The organism is Pseudoalteromonas sp. SS15, from assembly GCF_049257195.1.
In the GTDB taxonomy this organism is placed as follows: domain Bacteria; phylum Pseudomonadota; class Gammaproteobacteria; order Enterobacterales; family Alteromonadaceae; genus Pseudoalteromonas.
In genome coordinates, this window is sequence record NZ_JBMMUD010000001.1 from 438,229 (window position 1) to 460,152 (window position 21,924).

The 21,924-nt window shown below is 40.4% G+C and carries 24 protein-coding genes and 2 tRNA genes; 18 read left to right on the forward strand and 8 right to left on the reverse strand.

All coding sequences use genetic code 11. The features are described from left to right. Positions 1-30: 30 nt before the first annotated feature. The 4 genes from tusD to AAEU28_RS01870 are packed head-to-tail and all read left to right on the forward strand — an operon-like array spanning position 31 to position 1,334. Positions 31-384 (forward strand): sulfurtransferase complex subunit TusD, encoded by a 354-nt coding sequence (tusD, locus tag AAEU28_RS01855; RefSeq protein ID WP_421962713.1) that lies wholly within the window; start codon positions 31-33, stop codon positions 382-384. Further along, the gene (gene tusC / locus AAEU28_RS01860) at positions 381-740 is read left to right on the forward strand and encodes a sulfurtransferase complex subunit TusC (RefSeq protein WP_421962714.1); all 360 of its coding nucleotides are present in this window, start codon (positions 381-383) and stop codon (positions 738-740) included. Before tusD ends, tusC begins: the two co-directional genes overlap by 4 nt. Then, on the forward strand, positions 737-1,003 hold the full coding sequence (locus tag AAEU28_RS01865) for a hypothetical protein (RefSeq protein WP_421962715.1): 267 nt from the start codon (positions 737-739) through the stop codon (positions 1,001-1,003). Before tusC ends, AAEU28_RS01865 begins: the two co-directional genes overlap by 4 nt. A 1-nt stretch (position 1,004) precedes the next feature. Continuing rightward, the gene (locus AAEU28_RS01870; RefSeq protein WP_138628714.1) at positions 1,005-1,334 is read left to right on the forward strand and encodes a TusE/DsrC/DsvC family sulfur relay protein; all 330 of its coding nucleotides are present in this window, start codon (positions 1,005-1,007) and stop codon (positions 1,332-1,334) included. Positions 1,335-1,395: 61 nt separating this feature from the next. On the opposite strand, the gene AAEU28_RS01875 is transcribed toward AAEU28_RS01870, so the two are convergent. Together AAEU28_RS01875 and AAEU28_RS01880 are read right to left on the reverse strand one after the other, a co-directional pair. Next, positions 1,396-2,634 (reverse strand): amidohydrolase family protein, encoded by a 1,239-nt coding sequence (locus AAEU28_RS01875; protein WP_421962716.1) that lies wholly within the window; start codon positions 2,632-2,634, stop codon positions 1,396-1,398. A gap of 9 nt (positions 2,635-2,643) precedes the next feature. Next, positions 2,644-4,026, reverse strand: a complete 1,383-nt coding sequence (locus AAEU28_RS01880; protein ID WP_421962717.1) for an amidohydrolase — start codon at positions 4,024-4,026, stop codon at positions 2,644-2,646. Between the two features lie 439 nt (positions 4,027-4,465). Here AAEU28_RS01880 and AAEU28_RS01885 point away from each other — a divergent pair, with 439 nt between their 5' ends. Beyond that, a complete protein-coding gene (locus AAEU28_RS01885) occupies positions 4,466-4,831 on the forward strand; it encodes a DUF3718 domain-containing protein (RefSeq protein ID WP_421962718.1) in 366 nt (121 codons plus the stop codon). 69 nt (positions 4,832-4,900) lie between these two features. On the opposite strand, the gene AAEU28_RS01890 is transcribed toward AAEU28_RS01885, so the two are convergent. Beyond that, positions 4,901-5,593: a DUF445 domain-containing protein gene (locus AAEU28_RS01890; RefSeq protein ID WP_421962719.1), complete on the reverse strand. Its 693-nt coding sequence runs from the start codon at positions 5,591-5,593 to the stop codon at positions 4,901-4,903. 156 nt (positions 5,594-5,749) lie between these two features. On the opposite strand from AAEU28_RS01890, the gene AAEU28_RS01895 reads away from it, so the two are divergent. Then, the gene (locus AAEU28_RS01895; protein ID WP_421962720.1) at positions 5,750-6,607 is read left to right on the forward strand and encodes a fructosamine kinase family protein; all 858 of its coding nucleotides are present in this window, start codon (positions 5,750-5,752) and stop codon (positions 6,605-6,607) included. A gap of 81 nt (positions 6,608-6,688) precedes the next feature. Then, a complete protein-coding gene (locus AAEU28_RS01900; RefSeq protein WP_421962721.1) occupies positions 6,689-6,892 on the forward strand; it encodes a CPXCG motif-containing cysteine-rich protein in 204 nt (67 codons plus the stop codon). An 18-nt stretch (positions 6,893-6,910) separates the two neighbouring features. On the opposite strand, the gene AAEU28_RS01905 is transcribed toward AAEU28_RS01900, so the two are convergent. Next, positions 6,911-7,540, reverse strand: a complete 630-nt coding sequence (locus AAEU28_RS01905; RefSeq protein WP_421962722.1) for a riboflavin synthase subunit alpha — start codon at positions 7,538-7,540, stop codon at positions 6,911-6,913. A gap of 138 nt (positions 7,541-7,678) precedes the next feature. On the opposite strand from AAEU28_RS01905, the gene AAEU28_RS01910 reads away from it, so the two are divergent. The 4 genes from AAEU28_RS01910 to AAEU28_RS01925 all read left to right on the forward strand — a co-directional run bounded on the left by AAEU28_RS01910 (position 7,679) and on the right by AAEU28_RS01925 (position 10,276). Further along, positions 7,679-9,028 carry an MATE family efflux transporter gene (locus AAEU28_RS01910; protein WP_421962723.1) on the forward strand — a complete coding sequence of 450 codons (1,350 nt, stop codon included), beginning with the start codon at positions 7,679-7,681 and terminating at the stop codon, positions 9,026-9,028. After that, positions 9,006-10,007 (forward strand): DUF3080 family protein, encoded by a 1,002-nt coding sequence (locus tag AAEU28_RS01915; protein WP_421962724.1) that lies wholly within the window; start codon positions 9,006-9,008, stop codon positions 10,005-10,007. Before AAEU28_RS01910 ends, AAEU28_RS01915 begins: the two co-directional genes overlap by 23 nt. A 102-nt stretch (positions 10,008-10,109) precedes the next feature. Next, positions 10,110-10,186 (forward strand) — tRNA-Val (locus AAEU28_RS01920). Positions 10,187-10,199: 13 nt separating this feature from the next. Then, positions 10,200-10,276: transfer RNA gene (locus AAEU28_RS01925), tRNA-Val, on the forward strand. Positions 10,277-10,307: 31 nt separating this feature from the next. On the opposite strand, the gene AAEU28_RS01930 is transcribed toward AAEU28_RS01925, so the two are convergent. Together AAEU28_RS01930 and msrA are read right to left on the reverse strand one after the other, a co-directional pair. Then, a complete protein-coding gene (locus tag AAEU28_RS01930; protein ID WP_421962725.1) occupies positions 10,308-11,357 on the reverse strand; it encodes a sensor domain-containing diguanylate cyclase in 1,050 nt (349 codons plus the stop codon). A gap of 163 nt (positions 11,358-11,520) precedes the next feature. Continuing rightward, on the reverse strand, positions 11,521-12,717 hold the full coding sequence (msrA, locus tag AAEU28_RS01935; protein ID WP_421963088.1) for a peptide-methionine (S)-S-oxide reductase MsrA: 1,197 nt from the start codon (positions 12,715-12,717) through the stop codon (positions 11,521-11,523). A gap of 220 nt (positions 12,718-12,937) precedes the next feature. Between msrA and AAEU28_RS01940 the strand changes: the two genes are divergently transcribed. The 7 genes from AAEU28_RS01940 (at position 12,938) to asnB (ending at position 20,487) form a co-directional block, all read left to right on the forward strand. Beyond that, positions 12,938-14,452 carry a leucyl aminopeptidase gene (locus AAEU28_RS01940; RefSeq protein WP_421962726.1) on the forward strand — a complete coding sequence of 505 codons (1,515 nt, stop codon included), beginning with the start codon at positions 12,938-12,940 and terminating at the stop codon, positions 14,450-14,452. 144 nt (positions 14,453-14,596) lie between these two features. Further along, the gene (gene pxpB / locus AAEU28_RS01945; protein ID WP_421962727.1) at positions 14,597-15,244 is read left to right on the forward strand and encodes a 5-oxoprolinase subunit PxpB; all 648 of its coding nucleotides are present in this window, start codon (positions 14,597-14,599) and stop codon (positions 15,242-15,244) included. Continuing rightward, positions 15,244-16,179: a biotin-dependent carboxyltransferase family protein gene (locus AAEU28_RS01950; protein ID WP_421962728.1), complete on the forward strand. Its 936-nt coding sequence runs from the start codon at positions 15,244-15,246 to the stop codon at positions 16,177-16,179. The genes pxpB and AAEU28_RS01950 overlap by 1 nt, the downstream gene beginning before the upstream one ends. Before the next feature lie 4 nt (positions 16,180-16,183). Continuing rightward, positions 16,184-16,912: a DUF969 domain-containing protein gene (locus tag AAEU28_RS01955; RefSeq protein ID WP_138561679.1), complete on the forward strand. Its 729-nt coding sequence runs from the start codon at positions 16,184-16,186 to the stop codon at positions 16,910-16,912. Beyond that, positions 16,909-17,931, forward strand: a complete 1,023-nt coding sequence (locus tag AAEU28_RS01960) for a DUF979 domain-containing protein (protein WP_421962729.1) — start codon at positions 16,909-16,911, stop codon at positions 17,929-17,931. Before AAEU28_RS01955 ends, AAEU28_RS01960 begins: the two co-directional genes overlap by 4 nt. Continuing rightward, complete coding sequence (gene pcp, locus AAEU28_RS01965) at positions 17,924-18,607, forward strand: pyroglutamyl-peptidase I (protein ID WP_421962730.1); 684 nt, start codon at positions 17,924-17,926, stop codon at positions 18,605-18,607. The genes AAEU28_RS01960 and pcp overlap by 8 nt, the downstream gene beginning before the upstream one ends. A 218-nt stretch (positions 18,608-18,825) precedes the next feature. Continuing rightward, positions 18,826-20,487 carry an asparagine synthase B gene (asnB, locus tag AAEU28_RS01970; protein WP_421962731.1) on the forward strand — a complete coding sequence of 554 codons (1,662 nt, stop codon included), beginning with the start codon at positions 18,826-18,828 and terminating at the stop codon, positions 20,485-20,487. Between the two features lie 190 nt (positions 20,488-20,677). Here asnB and AAEU28_RS01975 read toward each other — a convergent pair whose 3' ends face one another. Both AAEU28_RS01975 and AAEU28_RS01980 read right to left on the reverse strand, forming a co-directional pair. Further along, a complete protein-coding gene (locus tag AAEU28_RS01975; protein ID WP_421962732.1) occupies positions 20,678-20,995 on the reverse strand; it encodes an AzlD domain-containing protein in 318 nt (105 codons plus the stop codon). Continuing rightward, positions 20,988-21,803 carry an AzlC family ABC transporter permease gene (locus tag AAEU28_RS01980; protein ID WP_421962733.1) on the reverse strand — a complete coding sequence of 272 codons (816 nt, stop codon included), beginning with the start codon at positions 21,801-21,803 and terminating at the stop codon, positions 20,988-20,990. The genes AAEU28_RS01975 and AAEU28_RS01980 overlap by 8 nt, the downstream gene beginning before the upstream one ends. Between the last annotated feature and the right edge of the window lie 121 nt (positions 21,804-21,924).

The window sequence follows — 21,924 nt, forward strand, 5'->3', positions numbered from 1 at the left end:
CCCATCAGGGGCTTTTTTTATGAGAAAAATTTGCGCAATTTCGTCTTGTCACTGCATTCTGGTGTTGATGATCACCACAATGTATTCCTTTTAAAACGGTTTGTTGATGCTGCTTTACAAGCGGGTCATCAGATTGATTGTATTTTCTTGTACCAAGATGGTGTGAATCACGCCAACCAAAATATTCAACTTGCTAGTGACGAGTTTCCACTCGTAGAGACCTGGCAATCACTACATGCTTTAAACATTCCTATTTTACTGTGTGTCACAGCAGCAGAAAAACGTGGTATCGATATTGATAACACAGGTCGCTTTAAGGTCGCTGGTCTGGCTGAGTTTTCAATGTTGGCAGCAAAAGCTGATAAATGGGTGCAATTCAAATGAAGAATATTTTAGTCATCAGCAATAAAGCCCCTTTCGATAAAATGCATATTCGCGAATCATTGGATACGTGCTTAATTTTCGCAGCCATTGAGCAAAACATCAGTTGGCTATTTAAAGATGATGCTGTTTTAGCCTTAAAAGCAGGCTACAACCTTTCAAATTCAGGTTTAAAAGATTTTTTTAAAACCCTTAAGACGCTTGAAATCTATGATGTTGAACAAGTCTATGTGTGTGCTGAAAGCCTTAAAAAGTACGCACTGACTTGCGATGATTTAAGTATCGAGATCACCCCACTCTCTTTAGAAGAGCAGCAATCACTAATTACTAAGCAAGATCATACGGTGGTTTTATCATGAGTACAGTCCATATTTTCTCAAAGCCACTTAGTAACTATAGCGCCACGACAATTGAGCTGATACAAAATGACGCTAACCAGCTTTTATTAACCGGTGATGCTTGCTTTGATTGGCGCACGTTTATGTCACTTCAAGTAAAGAATGTATATTTATTAAAAACATGTGTTGAGCTTCGAAATATTGAAACTTCAGACGCTGTTAACTTAGTTGACGACTCAACATGGGTCGAGCTAATCACCATCAACAACACAGTAAATTGGTAATATGATTGAATTTAATAACATCCAAATAGAGACCGATAAGCAAGGCTACTTACTTGACCATACACAGTGGTGCGAAGCATTAGCGCCTATTATTGCTGCAGAAGAAAATATCGAGCTATCTGAAGCCCATTGGGAAGTTGTGCGTTTTGTCAGAGACTTTTATGAGGAATACAACACCAGCCCTGCAATCCGTATGCTCGTGAAAGCCATGGCCAAAGCGCTTGGTGAAGATAAAGGCAATAGTATGTATTTATATAAATTATTTCCAAAAGGTCCAGCTAAACAAGCGACCAAAATAGCTGGTCTACCAAAACCTGCCCGTTGTATTTAAACTTTTTGAAACTTAGTTATAAAAAAGGGCTGATTATCAGCCCTTTAGTGTTTTTTACCCTTTACTTAGTATATGCGCGCGGCATATCTGAAGGCGTATTATAACGGTCACGTAATTTGTCGTGACGTGAATCATTTGTATTCACTTTTTCGCCGTTGATCCACATTGATTCAATACTCGTGCTGAATTCAAATGGATCTGCGCTCCAAAGTACTAAATCTGCACGTTGACCTTTCGCTACTTTACCTGCATTCAGACCAAATACATCCGCAATATTGCTTGTCACTGCTTTTAATGCACCGTCATGGCTCATGCCATTTGCAACAGCAATACCCGCATCAAAGCGTAGCTGATAGACATTGTGGCTTGAGTCTGAACCCACTGCTAAAAGAACTTTAACACCCGCTTTTTCAAGCTCACCCGCCGTTTCAAGACTTGCGTGAAGCGAATCAAAGTCACTAGGTAAATTGCTAACAGCGCTTAAGATAACCGGCGTTTTGCTTTCAGAGATCTGAGTTTTTACCAAAGGCGCATCTTCAGCATTCCAAAGTACTAGGTTTAAGCCAAACTGCTTTTTAACCTTTAACAACTCTAAAATGTCTGATGCACGAGATACTTTAGTAATAACTGGTAGCTCGCCTTTAAGTACTTTTGTTAGTACCTGTTCTTCTTTATTAGGCTCGTCTTTCTTATCCTCTTTTTTGTCTTTCTTAGCTAATTTCTTTTGTTGACCTTCAAGTTTGTCAACTAGCTGCTTTAAAGACACTGCACGAGAACCACTGCTCTTTGCACCTAAACGCACAATCAAGGCTGTCTCTGTAGCTGTAACACTTTCAAAGTCACCAGTAAGGTCTGTTACAAAGCTTAAACCTGAGAAAATGCTCTCACCACCACGTGGTACAACCACGTTTTGTGTTAGACCACCTTTGCGCGCATAAGGAATTAACGAAGAGCGAGGGTTGAATGCTGTGCTTGCATCAAACATTGCACTCGCTTTTTTGTCATAGCCATCGTTTGAGCGTGAAACGGCTCCCACTTCAACCAAACCCACTTGATTCATTGAACCAATGAAACCCGGCGTTAAGATTTTGTCTTGCGCATCGATTGTTACGTCTGCTGATACTGATGATGGATTAATCGCAATGATTTTACCGTCTTCGATTAGTACTGTGGCGTCTTTAAGTACACCTTTATCAGTCATAGTATGAACTGTGGCATTCGTAATTGCCGTAACTTGTGCAAATGCTGTAGAGCTCACAAGTAAAGCACCCGTTACTAAAGATAAATTAAACTTTTTCATGCTTTACTCCTATCGCTGACCTAGCATAAAGTCACTGACTGCTTGATACTTTTCGTCGTTGCGGTCATAAACTTTTGCACCATCAACGTAAACTTCTTGTGCTTTACTGTATACGCTGAACGGGTTTTTATCCCAAATTACAACATCAGCCTGTTTGCCCGCTTCAAGTGAACCTGTTTTATCTGCAACACCTAGTGATTTAGCCGCATTGTAAGTGATCCACTTAATTGCATGTTCTTCAGTTAGGTTGAAACCATTTTGGTTCGCTGTGTACATGATTTTTGCAGCTTCTTGGTTTAGACGCTGAATTGTCGTGTCTGAATCAGAATGAACAACAGCACATGAGTTCTTAACTGCATCAACGATAGCCACGTTTTCTTGAACCATGTCATACGCTTCCATCTTGAAGCCCCACCAATCTGGCCAAAGCGCCGCACAGTTGCCGTTTTCGGCTAGTAAGTCAGCGACTTTATACGCTTCAATACCGTGGTGGAAAGTACCAGCGTGATAACCAAACTCTTTAGATAGGTCGATCATCATCGCCATTTCTTCTGCTTTATAACAGTGGTTATGAATTAAGATTTCACCGTCTAATACACCACGTAACGTATCGTACTTAATATCACGCTCAGGGGCTGTTGGGTTCAAACCAGCTTTATAAGCAGCTTCATATTGTTCCCAAGCCGATTTATATTCTGTTGCTTCAATCCAAGCTTGACGGTAGCCAGCCATGTTACCCATACGTGTATATGGCGCAACGCCTTTACGGCCATAAACACGTTTCGGGTTTTCACCACATGCCATTTTTAGACCGTATGGTGCATCAGGGAATTTCATTGCTTGCATGGTATGTGCTGGCACATTTTTAAGTGTTACTGCACGACCACCAAACAAGTTAGCTGAACCTGGTAAGATTTGTAGCGTAGTAATACCGCCTTCACGAGCACGGTTGAAACCTGGATCTTGTGGCCATACCGAGTGCTCAACCCATACTTCAGCAGTGTTCGGGCTGATCATTTCATTACCATCTTGGTGTGACTCAACCGATGGGCTTGGGTATGCGCCAAGATGCGAGTGAACATCTATAATACCTGGTGTTACCCATTTACCAGCTGCATTTACTGTAGTATCAGCTTGAACAGCTAAGTCTTTACCTACTTGTTGAATCTTACCGTCAACAATATATACATCAGCACTTTCTAAACGCTCACCCGTCCCAGTCAGTACAGTGGCATCAGTAATTAACACTGATTTATTTGATACTGGCTTATAAGTACTCGGATATGGATTTTTTTCGATTGATACAAACTCTTTTTGCGGGCCTTTATCCTGACATCCAGATAAAGCTGCAGCAAGTGCAAGTACAACCGTAGACATTGCAAATTTTTGCATAAGGTTATCTCAGTTTGTTGATTTTAGTTTGTCATTAATAGGTTACGACGTGTGTAACTGTCACTGCAATGATTTACGATGAAATATTACATTTTTACGCCATATACCAAGCTTAAATTATAAAAGGTTTAAAAAGTGAGTTGTAAGAATTACCGAAAAGTATGTCGTAAATGACACATTTTGCCATTCACCGTTGCAAATAAATACTTTCAGATAATATAAGGTACAAATTATGAAAACAGTCTGTTAACAATGAAATGTCTACAATTTTTTTCTGTGTGTTATTTACATGTTTTGCAAATATAAACCTAATAAAACAATAGGTTAAGCAAACAGAAACATAAAACACATTTCATTACATTCTGTCGATTTTGTTTTACAGCATTCTGTTTGAGAACAGGCAATACTAAACCTGTATCTCATAAACACATGGAGCAAAATGATGAATACTTTAACTACATTAGGTGCAACTTTACTTCTAGCAACATCAACATTTGTAGCAACTAATGCAAATGCAACCGAATTTACAGCTGCTGACAACTCAATTGGCACTCAACTATGTATGGCTGTTGCGAAAGACGACAAACTGGCACTCTCACAAACAATGAAAGATGTGCGTATTAAAAAGCACTCACTAGTAAACAAATTAACTTGTAATGATTTAAGCGTCGCTAAATTTGCTGCAACTTATGATTTAGAAAACAGTGCTAAATTTCTCAACCTTGATTTGAATACTGTCACAACCATTCGAGACTTAGCGGCCAAACGCGATCAGAAAGTGCTTGTTGTTGCTGGTTCAAGATAACTGCGGGTATGATTTATATGCTTTACGAACAAAATGCGTCAAATTATCTTATTTGACGCATTCTATTATCTAACCTAAAAGCGCAGCGACTAAACCGAACACCCCACCAAATACACCACCCCAAACAACTAACCAACCCAAATGAGTTCTGATCATATTTTGAATAATGTCTTTCACCATCACAGGTGTTAACTCAGCAAGTCTGCCATCGACTGCTTTTTCAATGGTAGAGAAAATTTTATCTGAGCCACCATGGCTAAATAGTTCATCTTTTAATAAGTGCTTAAATTTTTCTTCTTCGGTAATTTCTATAATCGCCCCTTGCATCTTCTCAGTGAATGACTCGCGCATTGGCTCTAAGGCTTCTTTTCCACCGAACATACCTAGCATCGGACCAAATTGAGATCCTTCAATCACAGTGACTAGCTTATCGAATGCCGGGCTTAAATCTACTTTCTCAATAACAGGTTTAAGATCTACGTCACCTTGACTTTCTAATACCGATTCGATTTTTTCTTTGCTAAAGAATTGCTCCAAAATGAGCGAGCGTATTGATGCTTTAAATTCTTTAAACTTGAGCGTGATAACACCGCTGCCATATAAAAAAGGCACTTTCTCAAACAACATATGGATTGCAATAAGGTTTGTCATTGCACCAGACAAAGCAAATATACCAACGGAAAATAAAATCGGTTGAGGATAAAAATAGCCAATAAAAACCAGTAGAGATGCAATTATGTTAGTGATGTAACTCTTATTCATTTGTCCTCCCATGTTAAGGACACGGATTGTAACTATGCTTTTGCACAAAATACAGATTCAATCACAATATCATGGATATTTTTGTTTGCTTTTATTGAGTTATTTGAAATTTAAACCATAGTTTTAGTATTCAAATCGAAAAAGCTGAGCTGTCTTATGTGGCAATGTGTCAAACAACAAGTTTCCGCGGCCATTCATACCTCTTTTGAATTAACCCAAAAACACGTAATTACTACACACTCTGCTTTCAAGCACTATAAGATTTCTGATGATAACCACTGCTTTTTAGTCAAAGTTGCTCCAATAGAGCAAATTGAACTTTTCGAAGCTGAAAAGCACGCCAGAGATACCCTCACCAGAGATTCTGATCTCATCATTGCAGACACGATAACCCTCGGCACCTCAAAAGAGTTTGCATTTATCGTATTAGAGTTTCTTGAAGATTTAACATCTCAAGATAATTGGTATTTATGCGGGCAAACCTTAGCAAAAATGCACATAAAGTGTGAGCAAGAAATGTTTGGCTCAGATGAAGATAACTACGTTATTGACCAACCTCAGCCCAATCAGTGGCATAAAAAATGGCACATATTCTTTGCCGAAGAACGCCTTGGATGGCAACTGCAGCTCTTATCAGAACAGGCAATTAAACTGGTCGATATTGATGAATTTGTACATATCATAAAACCCCATATCCCTCATCACATTACACCGTCTTTACTACATGGTCACTTTTGGAAAGGGAATATTCGCTTCTATCATGGTAAACCCATGTTGCTAGACCCTGCTTGTTATTACGGTGATAAACTTGTTGATATTGCAACAGCCGAACTATTCGCTACATTGCCTGATGAGTTTTATGCTGGGTATCAGTCAGTTTCTGCAATTAATTTATCACCTATTTTAAAAGATATTTACCAATTGTACCCGCTTTTAGTGTTAGCTAACCGTTTCTCTGGTGATTACATTAACCAATCGAAAGATAAAATAAAACACATACTTGAACAGCTCTAAAATATACAGCTTTTAACAACAATGTAATTCTCATGACAGCTGCTATATTTAAGTTACATTCTTTGATTTATGGAGGCTTCCATGAAGTCTTTATATCAACAACGTATTAGCTGTCCACATTGTGGCCATCATGTATTTGTCAGTTTAGATGCAAGCGAAGGCGATCAAGATATGTATGAAGATTGTGCTGCGTGTTGCAACCCCATTCATTTGAATATGCATATTGACTATGCACATAATAAATTAGAGCTACATGTAGATAGCGATGACGAACAGATCTTTTAGATCTGTTCGCGCAAACCGTTATTGAATATGCTTTTGCATATAGTTTTCTACTGTATTTACTATTGTGTAGGTTTGCTGATCAACTTCGATATTAAGTTTATCGCCGACTTGTGCAAGTCCAAGGTTGGTGATCGACAAGGTTTCTGGAATTAAGTGCAGCCAAAACCCGGTGTCAGTCATTTCTCCCACCGTCAAGCTTGCACCGTTAATACAGACAAAGCCCTTATACACTATGTACTTCAACCACGCTTTAGGTAAATCAAGCAAGATTTTGCAGTTATTGCCACTCACAACAATATCTTCAATTTCGGCAGTACAATGAATATGACCCGACACGATATGGCCGCCGAGTTCAGTGCCAAATGTTACCGAGCGTTCTAAGTTTACAAACATGCCACGTTTTAGCTCGCCAAGATTCGTCAGCTTCAGCGTTTCTTCAATCACATCAAAAGTCACTTGCCCAACCACATCTTGCGGGTTTAATTCATAACTTACGACGGTTAAACAACATCCATTGATTGCAATACTTGCTCCTAAATCAAGGTGCTGTAAGTATTCAGAACCAACTGACAATACCAGTCTAAGTACACCACCATTTAGGTTTGTTGAAATTACACTCGCTTTTGTTTGAATAATGCCTGTAAACATGAATACTCCTCTATCGTAATAATGCAATCATACAGGAACGAAATAGCTGCAGTAAGCGATCATTTAAGTTATTTATCTCTTTTAATAGCTTATGGTTTATAACCAGATTAGAATTAGGGTTTTTTACCGTCGTTCCTTATGAAATTTAGTCTTTGGGAAGCCAAACGCCTTCTACAACTTGCCGTACCTGTATTTTTTGCACAGATCATTCTTGTATTAATGTCAGTGGTAGACACCATGATGGCCGGCCAAGTAAGTGCCAATGACCTTGCGGCTTTGTCTATTGCAACTGGGGTATTAAACCCAGTTATCTTTTCTTTGCAGGGGATCTTACTGGCATTGACCAGCGTGGTCGCTCACTGCCATGGCGCAAAAGACAAAAAAGGGATAAAACACTACTTTCAACAAAGCTTATTTTTAGTTGCCATATTAAGTGCATTGGTCTTTCTGTTCCCTCTTATTACCCCTTATGTTTTTTCTAAACTTGGTGCGCAAGCTGAAATCACTAACACCTCACAAGCCTATATTGAGTATGTTAAATGGGGTGTGCTTGGCTTTTTGGTGTTTAACGTTTATCGAAACGTTTCTGAAGGTATCGGGCTGACTAAAGTCACTTTTTACATCAGCATTATCGGATTATTGGTAAACATAGTGGCTAACTATATTTTTATATACGGAAAGTTAGGCATGCCGGCGATGGGAGCAGCAGGCTGTGGCGTAGCGACAAGTCTAGTGGCATGTGCGATGGCGTTGAGCCAAGTTATATATAGTTTGAATAGCAAAAAATTGAAAGGCCGTTGGCTGATTAGCCGGTTTGAAAAGCCAAACTTTAAATCCATGTTTTATCTCACTAAGCTGGGGTTTCCGATTTCGATGGCGACATTTTTTGAAGTCACTTTATTTGCATGTATTCCGCTGTTCATTGCTGACTTAGGTGCCATTATGGTATCTGGCCACCAGATTGCTGCGAGTGTCACAGCCGTGTTATTTATGATGCCATTAAGTCTCTCTATGGCCATTGCGATCCGTATTGGTAACCTTTCTGGCCAACAAGCATACACACAACTTAAAACGGCCATTTTTACGAGTTTTTGCTTAGCCGCAATGATCGCTTTCTTTGTCGCACTCGTTACATTTATATTTAGAGAGCCAGTTACATATTTGTATACTCAAAACGAACAAGTTGCTCAGTTGGCAATGGGGATCATCATCTTAGCTTGTTTTTATCAGTTACCAGATGCCCTTCAAGTTGCAGCCAGCGGTGTACTCAGAGGCCTTAAACATACTCAGCCTATCATGGGTATCACTTTTGTATCTTATTGGTTGATTGGCTTTGCGCTGGGGTATGTACTGGCAAAAACAAATTGGCTGGTAGAACCTATGGGCGCGAAAGGGTTTTGGATTGGCATTATCCTTGGTTTATCTGTTGCCGCCTGTTTACTCTTACTTAGTGTGAGGTCACGTCTTGCAAAAATGGTTACTAATTAGTAGTTTGCTGCTTCTCTCAGCATGTACTGAGCAGGCTGTTGATATAAATGAAGATTATAAAGCGCGCTTAAATACCGTGTTAGGAGACGCTCCTGACAAGCCGGCACTAAAGAATATCCAAGTGCCTGTTGTATATCAGCTTGAATCACAGTTTCAAATTTCTATACTCGAACTAGGTTCATTGGGACATTGTAAGCTATCTAACTTAGTTGCAAAAAGAAATAATCAGCTAGGTAAAACGCAAGTTGCCAGTGAGCGGCTAAAGTATCAAATTCAGTTCATTAAACTTGCTAATGATTGCCTAAATGACCCCCTAACCAAAGATGAATCGCTAAAAGCTACACTTAAAGGCGCAGCTGTAGAAAAGCAGCAAAACCTAATGAGCGAATTTAATTATATGCTTTTCAATGAAGCTGAATTAAAAGGTTTATTGCAACTTACTAGCGACTTTCTTCCTGCCGACAGAAATAAATACAGCAGTGCTAGCGCTTTAGAAGCTTTAGATAGCCTTCTGATTATACGTAAACAAATAGCCATCCAAAAAACCGACTCTATCGATGCATCGTCAATCACTACATCGTTAGAAAAGCTTTATCAAAATCGATTTATTAGACAGCTTTTATCAAGTGCTCAGTTGCAAATTGCATACAACCAACAATTTACCACTTGGATATCCAGTTTTGATTATATGAATTCTGTGTGTAGAGAAGGTAAAAGTAAAAAAGAGGCCCAGATCCTAAATACGATTTTCAATAAATTTTACTTAAATAAAATTCAGGGATATCAGTCCGACTTAACGGGTCTACTCGAAAAGACCTCTCCTATGTTGTTTGAATTGTGGCAATCACATCCTGAACTGTCAGAGTTAGTCGATGTTGAAAGTAAGAACTCGTTACTTAACCAATTAAAACAAACAAGCAAAGAGCACGTTATATGGTGGCAAAATTTTTATAAAGCATGTGACATTAGACCTTTATGAACAAAAAAACTGCAATTAAACAAAATTTTAGCTTCAACGCTTGAACATTTTATTTTAGCGCTATATATTAGCCGCCGTTGCCTAGGAACTTCCTAGCATTGTACAACCGTAGCTCAGTTGGTTAGAGCACTACCTTGACATGGTAGGGGTCGGTGGTTCGAATCCACTCGGTTGTACCAACTATTCTTTTATACAACCGTAGCTCAGTTGGTTAGAGCACTACCTTGACATGGTAGGGGTCGGTGGTTCGAATCCACTCGGTTGTACCAACACTCTAAATAACTTTACCTCAACCTCAAATTACACTCTTTTTGTATAAACACCTAAATCGTTTTGTTTCGCAAAATACATAGCTTCATCAGCAATATTAATCAACTTTTTCAGAGATAACTTCTCATACGCAGACATTCTGGCGACACCTATACTCATTCCAAAATTCAACGCTAGTATATTTTCAGATACGCTGTCCATAATTGCGTGATGAATTCGCTTTGCTACTGATTCACCATCGTCTTCTGCTGTATTTTCCATAATGATAATAAATTCATCACCGCCAAACCTCGCAGAAATATCGCTTTTACGAGTTTGCTTTTGAATTATCTTAGCGACATGAACAAGTAATTCATCGCCGGCTTTATGACCTAGTTCGTCGTTTACGCGTTTAAACTTGTTTAGATCCATGAATAGCACAGAACAATTCATTTCATTCCTGGTGCAAAGTGATAAAAAATTTTCACCGGCTTCGTTTAAGAAAGCGCGGTTATGGAGACGAGTGAGTTCATCATGTGTCGCACTAAATATTAATTGCTCTTCTAATTTCAACTTTTCCATTGCAACTGAAGTTATAAGGGCAGCTACTTTGACAATCTCAATTTCAGCTTCTGTCGGAGACTTTACTTCGTGATGATAAATTGCAAACGTCCCCATGACCTCTTTGTAAGAGTCAGTGAAAGGAATAGACCAACATGCATGAAGATTAGCTTGTTGGGTAAGCGCTAAATATGGTTGCCAATTTGCGTGCGAATTTATATTTTCGACAATAACAGGTTTATTTAAAAATGCCGCAGCGCCACAACTTCCCACATTTTCACCTATTTTAACGCCTTCAATGGCATCGTTATAGAAGTCTGGTAGGTTATTTTCGGCACCACTGTGGAGTGTATTGTGTTCTTTATTTAAAGTTAGAATAGAAACCTTACAGCCAGGCAAAAATTGTTCTACTGTTCCTATCACTTCTTTGAGAAAAGGAGCAATGTCAGAGCTTAATGCTAAATCGCTTAAAAGACGATTAAACTGCCTATGAGCTGTTAATAAAAATAAATTTTGGTCCAAAACTACACCATCTAACAAATAAATAACCTGCGAATAGAACCATGCCGTAACTTACGCATCTTCTACAATTAAAGTATACGCTAAACAATGAAAAATAGTGCACTTTTGCATCATTTAGCATCATTTAGCATGAACATGTTCATATAACACTGGGTTAATTAGTTGTAGCTTACAGTCAAATTTATACTTTTTCTTTAAATTCTAATACGGTAGCGTTAATACAGTATCTATCTTGCCCTCTTGGACCTTCACCTTTAAAAACATGACCTAGATGAATGCCGCTTGATTTAGAACGTATTTCAATTCGTTGCATACCAAAGCTGTGGTCGTCATGGTAAGTCACACTGTCTTTTACAGGACGAGTAAACGACAACCAGCCTGTACCAGAGTTGAACCGTTTTGATGTTTCAAACAATGGCGCACCGCTTAATTTGTCAATAAACACGCCCTCGCCTGTTTTCTTGAACAGATCGTATTCTTTACAAAACGGTCTGTCAGTTCCCTTTTGAAAAGCAACTTCATAGGCTTCTGAGTCACCTAATTTAAATGCACCCAGCGCTTGATAAAAGTCTTCACGGGTCATATAACCCTGAAAACCAGCCACTTCTTTACCATTTTCAAAAAATAAAATGGTAGGCGTTGCCCAAGTCGCTGAACGAACCACTAAACCGTCAAGTTGATCTGCATAGCGATAAGTTAATGGAATGGTGCCTTGATAGTCGTTCAGTACGGTAGATTTCAGTTTTTCACAATATGGGCAGTAATTGCGAGAATCAATGATCACCACTTGCTTGCCCACCAGCAATGAACTGTTATCAACTTTATTTGGTTTTGTTTGCTTAAAGGTCACACCAGTAGAATGATCAGGGCAATACCCGTTCGGATTTTTAGCAATGTAGTTTTGATGATATTCTTCGGCACGATAAAACTGCTCAAGTGGTTTCACTTGGGTCTTTATTTCTCCATACCCAGCCTTACTTAATAAGTTCTGAAACTCTGTTTTTGCTTCCTTGATCACTGAAAGCTGTTCAGGTGTGTTATACAAAATAATAGAACGGTACTGAGTACCAATGTCATTACCTTGGCGATTTTCTTGCGTTGGGTCATGCTTTTCAAAAAAATGTTCAAGCAATGCGCGTGTACTGAGCATATTGGCGTTGTAAGTAACTTTCACGACTTCGGCATAATTATTGTCATCAAAACGTCGTTTGCGTTTGATTATCTCTTTATAGGTAGCTTTGAATCCACGCCCATCTGCATAACCAGACTCAGCGTCTAGCACCCCTTCTAACTGTTCATAGCCTTTTTCAGCTCCCCAGAAACATCCCGAGCCCAGCACCAATGTTTGAATGTGCGAAGTTGCATTGTCTTTATCCATTGCATTTGAAAACAGAGGAAAAAATAGCAAGGCAGACAAAATCGTAATTATTACTTTCATTTATTTGACCTAAAATGTGCTTGAAACTTATTAACTATGACCTTGTGGGTGTGAATTTACTTTCATCCACCGTTTAAACTCGTAAATTGAACGACATTGAGTGTCTTTTTTTACGAATTTAATGTAAAAAGCCAACAAATTATTTATCTAGGAATGTACTATGAAATTTGTTTCACAGATCAGTGCAATCGCGTTAGCAGTTTCTGCTTCAAGCGCATTTGCAGCAGACTTCAATTTCAACTCTAAATTAAGCAAGGGTGATGCGCTTGTTGTTTTCCAAGCAGGCGAAGCAGCAACACAATTTGATTTCTTAGATAGAGATACCAAAAAACAAATTAATCGCGCTATCAAAACAGCTGAATTCAAAGGTGCTTACGGTAAAACATTAGAAGTTATCGCGCCAGTTGACAGCGATTACGGCCGCATCTTAGTGGTTGGTTTAGGTGAAGAAGACAAGCTTGACTCAGCAAAAATGGCTAAGCTTGGTGCTAACTTACACGCTAAACTTGAAGGTAAAAAAGTAAATAAAGCGACAATCGCGTTTGAAGATGTAAAAGGCGCAGCGAGCAACGCTGACCTTGCAGCACAACTTGCACACGGTGCAAATTTACGTGATTACACGTTTGAACTTTACAAAAAAGAGCCAAACAAATTTAATGTAACTTACAACATCGATGTAGCTGATAAAAAAGCAACAGCGAAAGCGTACCAGCAACTAGCAAACATCGAAAAAGGTGTATTTTTAGCACGTGATCTAACGTCTGAAGTACCAACTGAAATGACGCCAGTTGATTTCGCAAAAGCAGCAAAAGAGCTTGAGCAATACGGCGTTAAAGTAACTATTTTAGAGCCTGCAAAACTTAAAGAGCTTGGCATGGGTGCACTTGAAGGTGTTGGCCGTGGCTCTAAAGATGGTGCACGTTTAGTTGTTGCACACTATGAAGGTAATAACAGCACACCAATCGCACTTGTTGGTAAAGGTATTACATTCGATTCAGGTGGTTACAGCATCAAAACTGGTTCATCTATCAACCGCATGAAATCTGACATGGCCGGTGCTGCAGCAGTACTTGGTACTGTTAAAGCAATGGCACTAAGCAAAGCAGACGTAAACGTAGTTGCGGTTATGGGTATGGCTGCAAACATGGTGTCAGAAAACTCAATCGCACCGGGTGATGTACTTCGCACAGCGGAAGGCATTAGTGTTGAAGTATTAAACACTGACGCTGAAGGTCGTTTAGTATTAAGTGACGCAATGTGGTATGCACGTGAATACTACAAGCCAGAGATCATGATTGATGTGGCAACACTTACTGGTTCTAAGATCCGTGCAGTAGGTAACCGTTACTCTGCAATCTTCTCTGATGACGAAACGCTAGTTGACCAAATCACTGTTGCTGGTAAGCAAGTAAACGAGCCTGTATGGCGTTTACCGTTAGGCTATAAAGACATGCTTAAGTCACCAATTGCTGATATCACTAACATTGGTTCTGGTGGCCCAGGTGCAACAACTGCAGCATCATTCCTACAACACTTTGCTGGTGACACACGCTGGTTACACATCGATATCGCGGGTAACGCGTTAACTAACTCTGCAAAAGATGAAATCCCAGCAGGCGGCACAGGTTACGGTGTTCGTATGCTAAGTAACTGGCTTTTAACTAACAAGCAGTAATAACCGCTTTAGTTAAAACAGTTCTTCTAAAAAGCCACATCAAATTTTCTCGATGTGGCTTTTTTGTATTGGTTTGCCGCTAAGGTACTCAATACTTGCCTGTTATGACACAATAAGAAAATAAATATAATAATCGGAACAACCATGACCTGCGTGCAATGCTATCAACTTAGTGAACAAGCATTAGTTCTATCAATTAGCGGATTAATTACTCAGGAAGTACGACAAAAAATCTTTGCGATCGCACAAACCGCAAATAATACCAATGAATTTTTTGACATAGTTCCAGCCAACTCATCTATTACCTTCTACCTCAATGACTTCACTCGAACTGACTATTGGTTAGAACAACTAACCACCTTATGGGAAAAAAGTGAACCTGAAGCATTCACCCCAAAAATACATCTAATCGATACCTTCTACGGTGGTGAATTCGGCCCTGACTTAAATGAAGTCTCAGAGCTAACCGGTTTAAGTCAAAAACAAGTCATCGAATTACATGCATCGAAAGAGTATCAGGTCGGATTTTTAGGCTTTTTACCTGGTTTTGGCTATTTAGAATCGCTCCCAGAGAAACTCAGGCTGCCTCGAAAAGCCACACCAAGAGCACATGTACCTGCACTCAGTGTTGCAATAGCAGAATCTCTTACTGCTATTTACCCATCTATCTCACCCGGAGGTTGGCACCTTATTGGTAGATGCGAGCAACCTTTATTTGACCCTCATGCTGATTCGCCTAGCTTGTTAGTACCCGGTGATATTGTCAGGTTTATTCCAAAGGAGCACCTCTGATGCTAAGAGTAATCAAACCCGGCGTTTTCAGTAGCATTCAAGATTTAGGTCGTCACGGGCGTCGTCATTTAGGTGTCTCACAATCTGGCGTATTAGATCCAATCGCATTGAAAGCAGGCAATGCACTACTAGGAAATAAAGAAACTGCCGCCTGTATTGAAATTACTGTTGGTCTGGCTGAATTTGAATTTACTAAGCCATGTAATTTTACCATTACAGGGGGCAACCTGAATGCAAAACTCAATGCAAAAGCCCTTTACCCAGGATGGCGTTACCATGCAAAAGCGGGCGACATCATTAAATTTGCCAGTCACCCAGAGTTTTTACGCGCCTATTTATGTGTAGAAAATGGTTTTGATGTACCGAAAGTAATGAACTCTCGCAGTACCGACTGCCAAGCGAAATTTGGCGGTTTTGAAGGAAACGCGCTGCAAAAAGGTGATTGCATTCCCTTCTCTGAAACCTTAGTTCCTTGCTCAGAGCTGGCTGTAAAACCCTCTGACTATACAAACGTGGTAAGAGTACTCAAAGGCCCACATTGTGATATCTTGCCAGAGGATTATTTGGCACAACTTTTATCGCAAACTTGGACGGTCAGCGAATTAAGCAATCGTATGGGTGTCCGTTTAGAACACTCTTCATTGTTAACGCACCAAAAAAGCATTGATTCGCAAGGTGTTTACCCCGGCGTTATTCAATTACCGCCAACAGGCACCCCAATTGTTTTGCTCAATGATTGCCAAACAACAGGTGGCTACCCAATTATTGCCTCTGTGATCCAAGCAGACTTACGCCATTTTAGCCAATTAGCGCCAACTAAAACGTGTCGCTTTGAGCTGGTAGATTTTGAAGTGGCTAACACCGCATTGCAAAAACAACAACAAGAAATAACGCGATTCAAAATCGCAAAACAACAATTAGAAAATAAGAAGTAACATCATGTTTGATTTAAACTATATGCCGCTTATCGGCATTCTAGTGGTCGTGGTTGGCTTTGCCTTAAAGTTCAACCCACTACTGGTTGTGACAGCGGCAGGTCTTGCCACCGGTATTGCCGTGGACATGGACTTTATCGCCTTAATCGAAACCTTTGGTGAGAAGTTTATGAACTCCCGCCAACTCGCTAGCTTTTTACTTATCTTGCCTGTGATCGCTATTCTAGAACGCTACGGTCTGCAGCAGCGCGCAAAAACTTGGATTGCTAACATTAAAGGCGCAACCACCACACGTATTTTAAGCATGTATTTTGTAGTACGTGAATGCTCAGCGGCTTTGGGCTTATTAAGCCTAGCAGGTCAAGCGCAAACCGTTCGCCCATTACTTGCCCCCATGGCATTAGGTGCCGCCGCGAATACGCATGGAGATTTACCTAAACCGATTAAAGATTTAATTAGCGCCCATGCCGCGGCTTGCGACAACATTGCGGTGTTTTTTGGTGAGGATATTTTTATCGCATTCGGTGCAGTTCTGCTGATGGACGCGTTCTTAAAAGAAAATGGCATTGCGGGCATTGAACCGCTACACATTGGTCTTTGGGCTATTCCAACTGCTATCGCCGCTTTAATCGTTCATCTGTTCCGTCTTGCGCGCTTTGAAGCAAAAATTAGAAACCTCATTGCAGAGCATAAATCACAGCAAACGAAAAACGCTGAGGGGGCATTATCATGAGTGCGCCAGTAAACGAGAATACAGTGAATAGCACAGCCATTATTTCAATTGAAAACATCTATCTTTTGATTGGCTTTGTTGTGATGTTTTTAGTGGTTAAAACCCTACAAGATAAACAACATCCCCAAAAATACACCACAGCCCTATTTTGGTTCTTGTTTGGTAATGTATTTTTATTTGGCGATCTCTCAATAAAATTAATTGGCGAGTCTCTCACCTATCAATGGGTTGGTTTTAGTGTCATCGCCATTGCCTTACTTGCTGGCTTTGGCAAAGTCTCAATGGGCTCATACCACCAGCCATCAGAAGAGCAACTTGAAAGTGACGCTAAGCGAATAGGCAATAAGTTGTTTGTGCCCGCAGTTTTAATCCCATTCGTCACTGTGGTCTGTACATTGCTTTTAAGTAATTTGAACATTGCTGAGGTGTATTTATTTGACCAAAAACATGTAACGCTTGCTTCACTCACCCTCGCATGTGGTGTTGCACTGATTGTTGCTTGGCGTTTTACCTCAGGCTCGCCTTTCCAAGCACTCTCTGAATCGCGCCGTTTGGTTGATTCAATTGGCTGGGCGGCTATTTTACCGCAAATGCTCGCCATGTTAGGTGGCGTATTTATCGTAGCCAACACTGGCACGGCTATTCAAGACCTTGTGAAGCTATTTATCTCGCCAGACAACCGCTTCATGTTAGTCGTGTTGTACTGTGTTGGTATGGCACTATTTACCATGATCATGGGTAATGCGTTCGCGGCTTTCCCGGTGATGACTGCGGGTGTCGCTCTACCGTTTTTAATTGAAGGCCACGGCGCCGCTGCAGCACCGCTTGTTGCCATAGGTATGTATTCTGGTTACTGCGGTACGCTGATGACGCCAATGGCTGCGAACTTTAATATTGTGCCTGCCGCACTGCTTGATTTAAAAGACAAATATCAAGTTATTAAAGTGCAGATCCCTACGGCCATTGCATTACTTATTATCAATATTTTCTTAATGTACGGAGTGATCTTTAATGACTAAACAGACCAAAAACGAATTAAAGACCGTGCTCCTGACGGGTTTTGAACCCTTTGGCGGTGAAAGTATTAACCCATCATGGCAAGCGGTAAAACAATTACATGGTCAAAGCATTAATGACCACCAGGTTGAATGTGTAGAGCTTCCCTGTGAGTTCGGGCGCTCCCTTGAACACTTATATCAAGCGATAGAAAAACATCAACCAAGCTTAGTGTTGTGCATTGGTCAAGCAGGCGGACGCTCTCATATTTCGATAGAACGTATCGCCATTAATATCGATGATGCTCGCATTGATGACAATGCAGGTAATCAACCAGTCGATACCACCATTATTGATGATGCACCTGCTGCATATTTTGCCAAGCTGCCTATTAAAACCATGTTTAAAGGCTTGATAGAAGCAGGCATTCCAGCAGAAGTGTCAAATACAGCAGGAACTTATGTGTGTAACCATGTGATGTTTGGCTTACTGGATTATATAGCGCGCCATTTTGGTGAGAACGACGAATCAATCCGAGGAGGCTTTATCCATATTCCATTTTTGCCAGAGCAAGCCGTGCACCACAGTGGTGCACCAAGCATGAGTCAAACAACGGTTGTTGATGCACTCAAGCTATTGATAAGAAATGGACTTTCAAGCGAGCCTGATCTCAAAGTTGCCGCTGGCACCACACATTAATCACAGCAATTCACCCTCTTTTTCATATTGGTGCAATAGTGCTTTGCTATTGCACCAGCTTTGACATAAAAAATTCATTTTAAGCCTAATTATCTATGTGACTTAACTAAAATTTTCTGTTAGTTATAGAGGCTGTGCCTGCGCAATTTTACAATTCTTTAACTATGCCTGACAAAACAGGCAATGCGCAGTCAGCAATTAACAGGAATGAGGTAATTATGTGTTCTATTTTTGGAGTACTAGAACTTAAGACAGATCCCGCTCAGTTGCGAACACAAGCAATTGAGATGTCTAAAAAGCTACGACATCGAGGCCCAGATTGGTCAGGTGTCTATTCATCAGATAAAGCCATTTTAGTCCATGAGCGCTTAGCGATCGTTGGCGTTTCAAGTGGTGCGCAACCACTATACAACCCTGAGAAAACCCATATTCTCGCAGTCAACGGGGAAATCTATAACCACAAAGAACTTGCTGCGAATTTAACCACTGACTTTGAATTTCAAACAGAATCCGATTGCGAAGTCATCTTGGCGCTATACAAACAAAAAGGTCCTGAGTTTTTAGACGATCTGAACGGTATTTTCGCTTTCTGCCTGTACGATGAAGAAAACGATGCTTATTTAATTGGTCGTGACCACATAGGTATTATTCCACTTTATACGGGTCGCGATCAGCACGGTAACTTTTATGTCGCCAGTGAAATGAAAGCGCTAACACCGATTTGTACTAGCATTGAAGAGTTTCCTCCGGGCCATTATCTATATTCAAAAGAAGGTACGCTGCATAGCTACTATCAACGTGACTGGCAGTCATTTGATGCGGTAAAAGACAACCCAGCCAGTGCTGAAGAAGTAAAAGACGCTCTTGAAGCTGCGGTTAAACGCCAACTCATGTGTGACGTGCCTTATGGCGTATTACTGTCTGGCGGCTTAGATTCATCGGTTATTTCAGCCATTACCCAAAAGTTTGCCGCAAAACGTATTGAAGACAACGATGAGTCAGATGCATGGTGGCCTAAGCTACACTCTTTTTCTATCGGTCTTGAAGGCTCACCAGATTTAGCCGCTGCACAAAAAGTTGCAGATGAAATTGGTACTGTGCACCACCCTATTCACTTTACCGTTCAACAGGGGTTAGATGCGCTACGTGAAGTCATCTATCACCTTGAAACCTATGATGTGACTACAGTGCGAGCATCGACACCAATGTATTTAATGTCGCGCCAAATTAAAGCCATGGGCATTAAAATGGTGCTTTCAGGTGAAGGGGCTGATGAGCTATTTGGCGGTTACTTATACTTCCATAAAGCGCCAAATGCGCAAGAGTTTCATGAAGAGTTAAACCGTAAAGTTTCAAAACTGCATATGTTTGACTGTTTACGTGCTAACAAATCAATGGCCGCTTGGGGTGTTGAAGCGCGCGTACCATTCTTAGACAAAGAATTCGTTGATATTGCCATGCGCACCAACCCTGATTACAAGATGTGTAAAGATGGCCGCATTGAGAAGCATATCGTTCGTGAAGCATTCGACGGCTATTTACCTGATGAAGTGCTATGGCGTCAAAAAGAGCAATTCTCTGATGGCGTAGGCTATTCTTGGATTGATTCTTTGAAAGAGTTTGTTGAAGAGCAAGTATCTGATTCTGATCTTGAAAATGCGCAATATCGCTTCCCTATCAATACGCCTGATAGCAAAGAAGCCTATTTCTATCGCACAATATTTGAAGAGCACTTCCCGGGTGAAGCTGCAGCGAAATGTGTACCACACGGAAAATCAGTTGCATGTTCAACCCCGCAGGCTTTAGCTTGGGATAAAGCATTCCAAGAAAATGCCGACCCATCTGGTCGCGCAGCAAAAGTGCATAACGATGCTTATTAAATTTTACGTTTTACTCTAAACAAAACGCAGCCCAAGGCTGCGTTTTTATTTATTCGGGGAATAGCCCATGACTTCTAACTTCTAGCTTCTAGCTTCTAACTTCTAGCTTCTAGCTTCTAACTTCTAACTTCTAACTTCTAACTTCTAACTTCTAACTTCTAACTTCTAACTTCTAACTTCTAACTTCCAATCATAAAACCCAATTCAATATCAAAAATGATCCCATACCTACAACCACCACTGCCAAGGTATTTTTAATTTTCAAACTCGCCAACACTGTAATTAATCCAGCGTACAAAAATGGGCTTTGAAAAAACGCAGCGCCTTCGGTTTTATGTCCTAAAAACACAATCGGCACCCACATTGCAGTTAACACTGATGGTGCGGTGTACTGCAACAATTGTTGTACTCTCGGGCTCAAGCTAATTGGTAATGACTTCATAAAAAACAAATACCGACATGATAAAGTGATCACTGTCATTAATACTATCAATAGATCGTTACTCATCACTTTGCTCCTGTTTAGCTTCCCCTCTCACGGCACGCTTTCTCGCTTCACGCTTTATTGCTGAATTCTTTATTGCGAAATAATACCCAGCAAACATACCTATAAAAGTCGAGGCAATTAACGCATATTCAAATGCTATTAACTCTAAAACCAAAACAGAGGCACCACTTGCCAACACCGACATCAAAACAGGTTTATCTTTTATGGCTGGCACCACTAAAGCAATGAAAGTCGCCGCTATGGCAAACTCCAACCCATAGGCTTGCAGATTCTCTATGTTATTACCCGCTACTATGCCAACCAGCGTGGCTAGATTCCACATCACATAAAAGGCAAAACCCGATGCAACCGCATACACGTAACAGAAACGTTTATTTTTTGCGATGAAGGCGTTGGTCAGCGCAAACATTTCATCTGTTAAGAAGAAGGCAAAAACGATGCGTTTAAACAAAGGTAAGTCTTTCACATAACTCTGAAAAACCGCTGAATACAATAAGTGCCGAGAACTTATTACAAATGTTGAAGACAAAATCGGCATGGCTGGGCTACCCAAGCCAATTAATTGCATGCCCGCTAACTGCGCAGCTCCTGCAAAAACAAACAACGACATGGCTTGTGCCTGCCAAGGCGATAAACCAACTTGAATGGCTAGAGATCCGCATAAGATCCCCCATGGGATCACAGCCACACAGAGCGGGAACATATCAATGAACCCGCGCACAATAATACTCAAATTGCCTTGTTGATTTTCAGCTTGCATAGGTGCTGTATTGTCTAATTCTTCTATTAAGGGTTTGGATGATGCCATATTTTAAGCTCAACGATGAATAGTACGTAGTTAAAGCATAAACAGGGTTCAAAACAATTTATTGTACAAAGTTGCGCTCATAGAATTGCTTTTATACCTATCCTCTTAAATAAGTGATCTA

Bases quoted from the DNA above. Each gene is read 5' to 3' on its own strand.
- AAEU28_RS01980 (WP_421962733.1), bottom strand. From the start codon at position 21,803: ATGGCATCATCCAAACCCTTAATAGAAGAATTAGACAATACAGCACCT.
- pxpB (WP_421962727.1), top strand. From the start codon at position 14,597: ATGACCTGCGTGCAATGCTATCAACTTAGTGAACAAGCATTAGTTCTA.
- tusC (WP_421962714.1), top strand. From the start codon at position 381: ATGAAGAATATTTTAGTCATCAGCAATAAAGCCCCTTTCGATAAAATG.
- AAEU28_RS01890 (WP_421962719.1), bottom strand. From the start codon at position 5,593: ATGAATAAGAGTTACATCACTAACATAATTGCATCTCTACTGGTTTTT.
- AAEU28_RS01975 (WP_421962732.1), bottom strand. From the start codon at position 20,995: ATGAGTAACGATCTATTGATAGTATTAATGACAGTGATCACTTTATCA.
- AAEU28_RS01895 (WP_421962720.1), top strand. From the start codon at position 5,750: ATGTGGCAATGTGTCAAACAACAAGTTTCCGCGGCCATTCATACCTCT.
- AAEU28_RS01960 (WP_421962729.1), top strand. From the start codon at position 16,909: ATGAGTGCGCCAGTAAACGAGAATACAGTGAATAGCACAGCCATTATT.
- pcp (WP_421962730.1), top strand. From the start codon at position 17,924: ATGACTAAACAGACCAAAAACGAATTAAAGACCGTGCTCCTGACGGGT.
- msrA (WP_421963088.1), bottom strand. From the start codon at position 12,717: ATGGATAAAGACAATGCAACTTCGCACATTCAAACATTGGTGCTGGGC.
- AAEU28_RS01880 (WP_421962717.1), bottom strand. From the start codon at position 4,026: ATGCAAAAATTTGCAATGTCTACGGTTGTACTTGCACTTGCTGCAGCT.
- AAEU28_RS01885 (WP_421962718.1), top strand. From the start codon at position 4,466: ATGATGAATACTTTAACTACATTAGGTGCAACTTTACTTCTAGCAACA.
- AAEU28_RS01905 (WP_421962722.1), bottom strand. From the start codon at position 7,540: ATGTTTACAGGCATTATTCAAACAAAAGCGAGTGTAATTTCAACAAAC.
- AAEU28_RS01875 (WP_421962716.1), bottom strand. From the start codon at position 2,634: ATGAAAAAGTTTAATTTATCTTTAGTAACGGGTGCTTTACTTGTGAGC.
- AAEU28_RS01865 (WP_421962715.1), top strand. From the start codon at position 737: ATGAGTACAGTCCATATTTTCTCAAAGCCACTTAGTAACTATAGCGCC.
- AAEU28_RS01910 (WP_421962723.1), top strand. From the start codon at position 7,679: ATGAAATTTAGTCTTTGGGAAGCCAAACGCCTTCTACAACTTGCCGTA.
- AAEU28_RS01870 (WP_138628714.1), top strand. From the start codon at position 1,005: ATGATTGAATTTAATAACATCCAAATAGAGACCGATAAGCAAGGCTAC.
- AAEU28_RS01955 (WP_138561679.1), top strand. From the start codon at position 16,184: ATGTTTGATTTAAACTATATGCCGCTTATCGGCATTCTAGTGGTCGTG.
- AAEU28_RS01900 (WP_421962721.1), top strand. From the start codon at position 6,689: ATGAAGTCTTTATATCAACAACGTATTAGCTGTCCACATTGTGGCCAT.
- asnB (WP_421962731.1), top strand. From the start codon at position 18,826: ATGTGTTCTATTTTTGGAGTACTAGAACTTAAGACAGATCCCGCTCAG.
- AAEU28_RS01950 (WP_421962728.1), top strand. From the start codon at position 15,244: ATGCTAAGAGTAATCAAACCCGGCGTTTTCAGTAGCATTCAAGATTTA.
- AAEU28_RS01940 (WP_421962726.1), top strand. From the start codon at position 12,938: ATGAAATTTGTTTCACAGATCAGTGCAATCGCGTTAGCAGTTTCTGCT.